General features: G+C 66.3%; 1 protein-coding gene. It reads left to right on the plus strand.

What is annotated here, in order from left to right:
- The coding region (locus IVA91_RS25390) for a DUF1522 domain-containing protein (protein ID WP_247459403.1) at positions 1–1100 on the plus strand (1100 nt) is incomplete at both ends.

The following is a 1100-nucleotide window of genomic DNA, read 5'->3' on the forward strand; positions in this document are numbered from 1 at the left end:
TTCAGGGCACGAATACGGGAACCGTCATCAACGCTGCGACCACTGGTGCGAGCCTGCTGAACGGCACAGCGACCGCTGGCGACGCCAACGCCGGCGTTGCCGCGGGCGACACGTTCACCGTCAACGGCAAGACCATCACCTTTGCCGCCGGCGACGTGCCCACGACCGCCCCGACCGGTCAGACCCGGGTCGCTGCCACCGGTATCACGACCGGTAACGTCTACACGGACAACACCAGCGGTAACGTGACGATCTATCTCGGTTCGGGCACGAAGGCTGCGGTAGGCGACGTCCTGACTGCCATCGACCTCGCCAGCGGGGTGCAGAGCAACGTTGCCGGGACCCTGACGGTCAACAGCGGCCAGACGATCTCGTCCGTCAGCGGCGGCGGTGCGCTCGTCCTGAAGAGCACGATCGGTTCTGACCTCAGCGTAACGGGCAAGGCCGACATCCTCAACAAGCTCGGCCTGACCAGCGCGACCGGCGCCGGCAGCGTCACTGCGACGGCGGCCCGTACCACGAGCTCGGCGACCCTGTCGTCGTTCATCTCGTCGGGTTCGACCCTGAACGTCGATGGCCATGTCATCACCTTCAAGGACGGTCCGACGCCGACGGCGGCTTCGCTGGCCTCCACCCAGGGCGTGTCGGGTAACGTCATCACCGATGGCAACGGCAACTCGACGGTCTACCTGCAGAGCTCGACGATCGCCGACGTGCTGAAGGCGATCGACTTCGCCACGGGCGTGCAGACCTTCACGCTCAACGGCAGCGGCGGCGGTACGCTTGCGACCGCCTCGGGTCAGACGGCTTCGTCGATCAACGCCTCCGGCCAGCTCAAGCTGTCCACCGGCGTCAATGCCGACCTGTCGATCACCGGCACCGGCAACGCGCTGTCCGCGCTCGGTCTTGCCGGCAACACCGGTACGTCCTCGGCGTTCACCGCGGCCCGCACCTCCGGCACCGGCGGCATCAACGGCAAGACCTTGACCTTCAGCTCCTTCAACGGCGGTACGGCGGTCAACGTCACCTTCGGCGACGGCACCAACGGAACGGTCAAGACCCTCGATCAACTCAACACCGCGCTTCAGGCCAACAACCTG

Source organism: Bradyrhizobium sp. 153 (genome assembly GCF_023073835.1).
GTDB lineage: Bacteria > Pseudomonadota > Alphaproteobacteria > Rhizobiales > Xanthobacteraceae > Bradyrhizobium.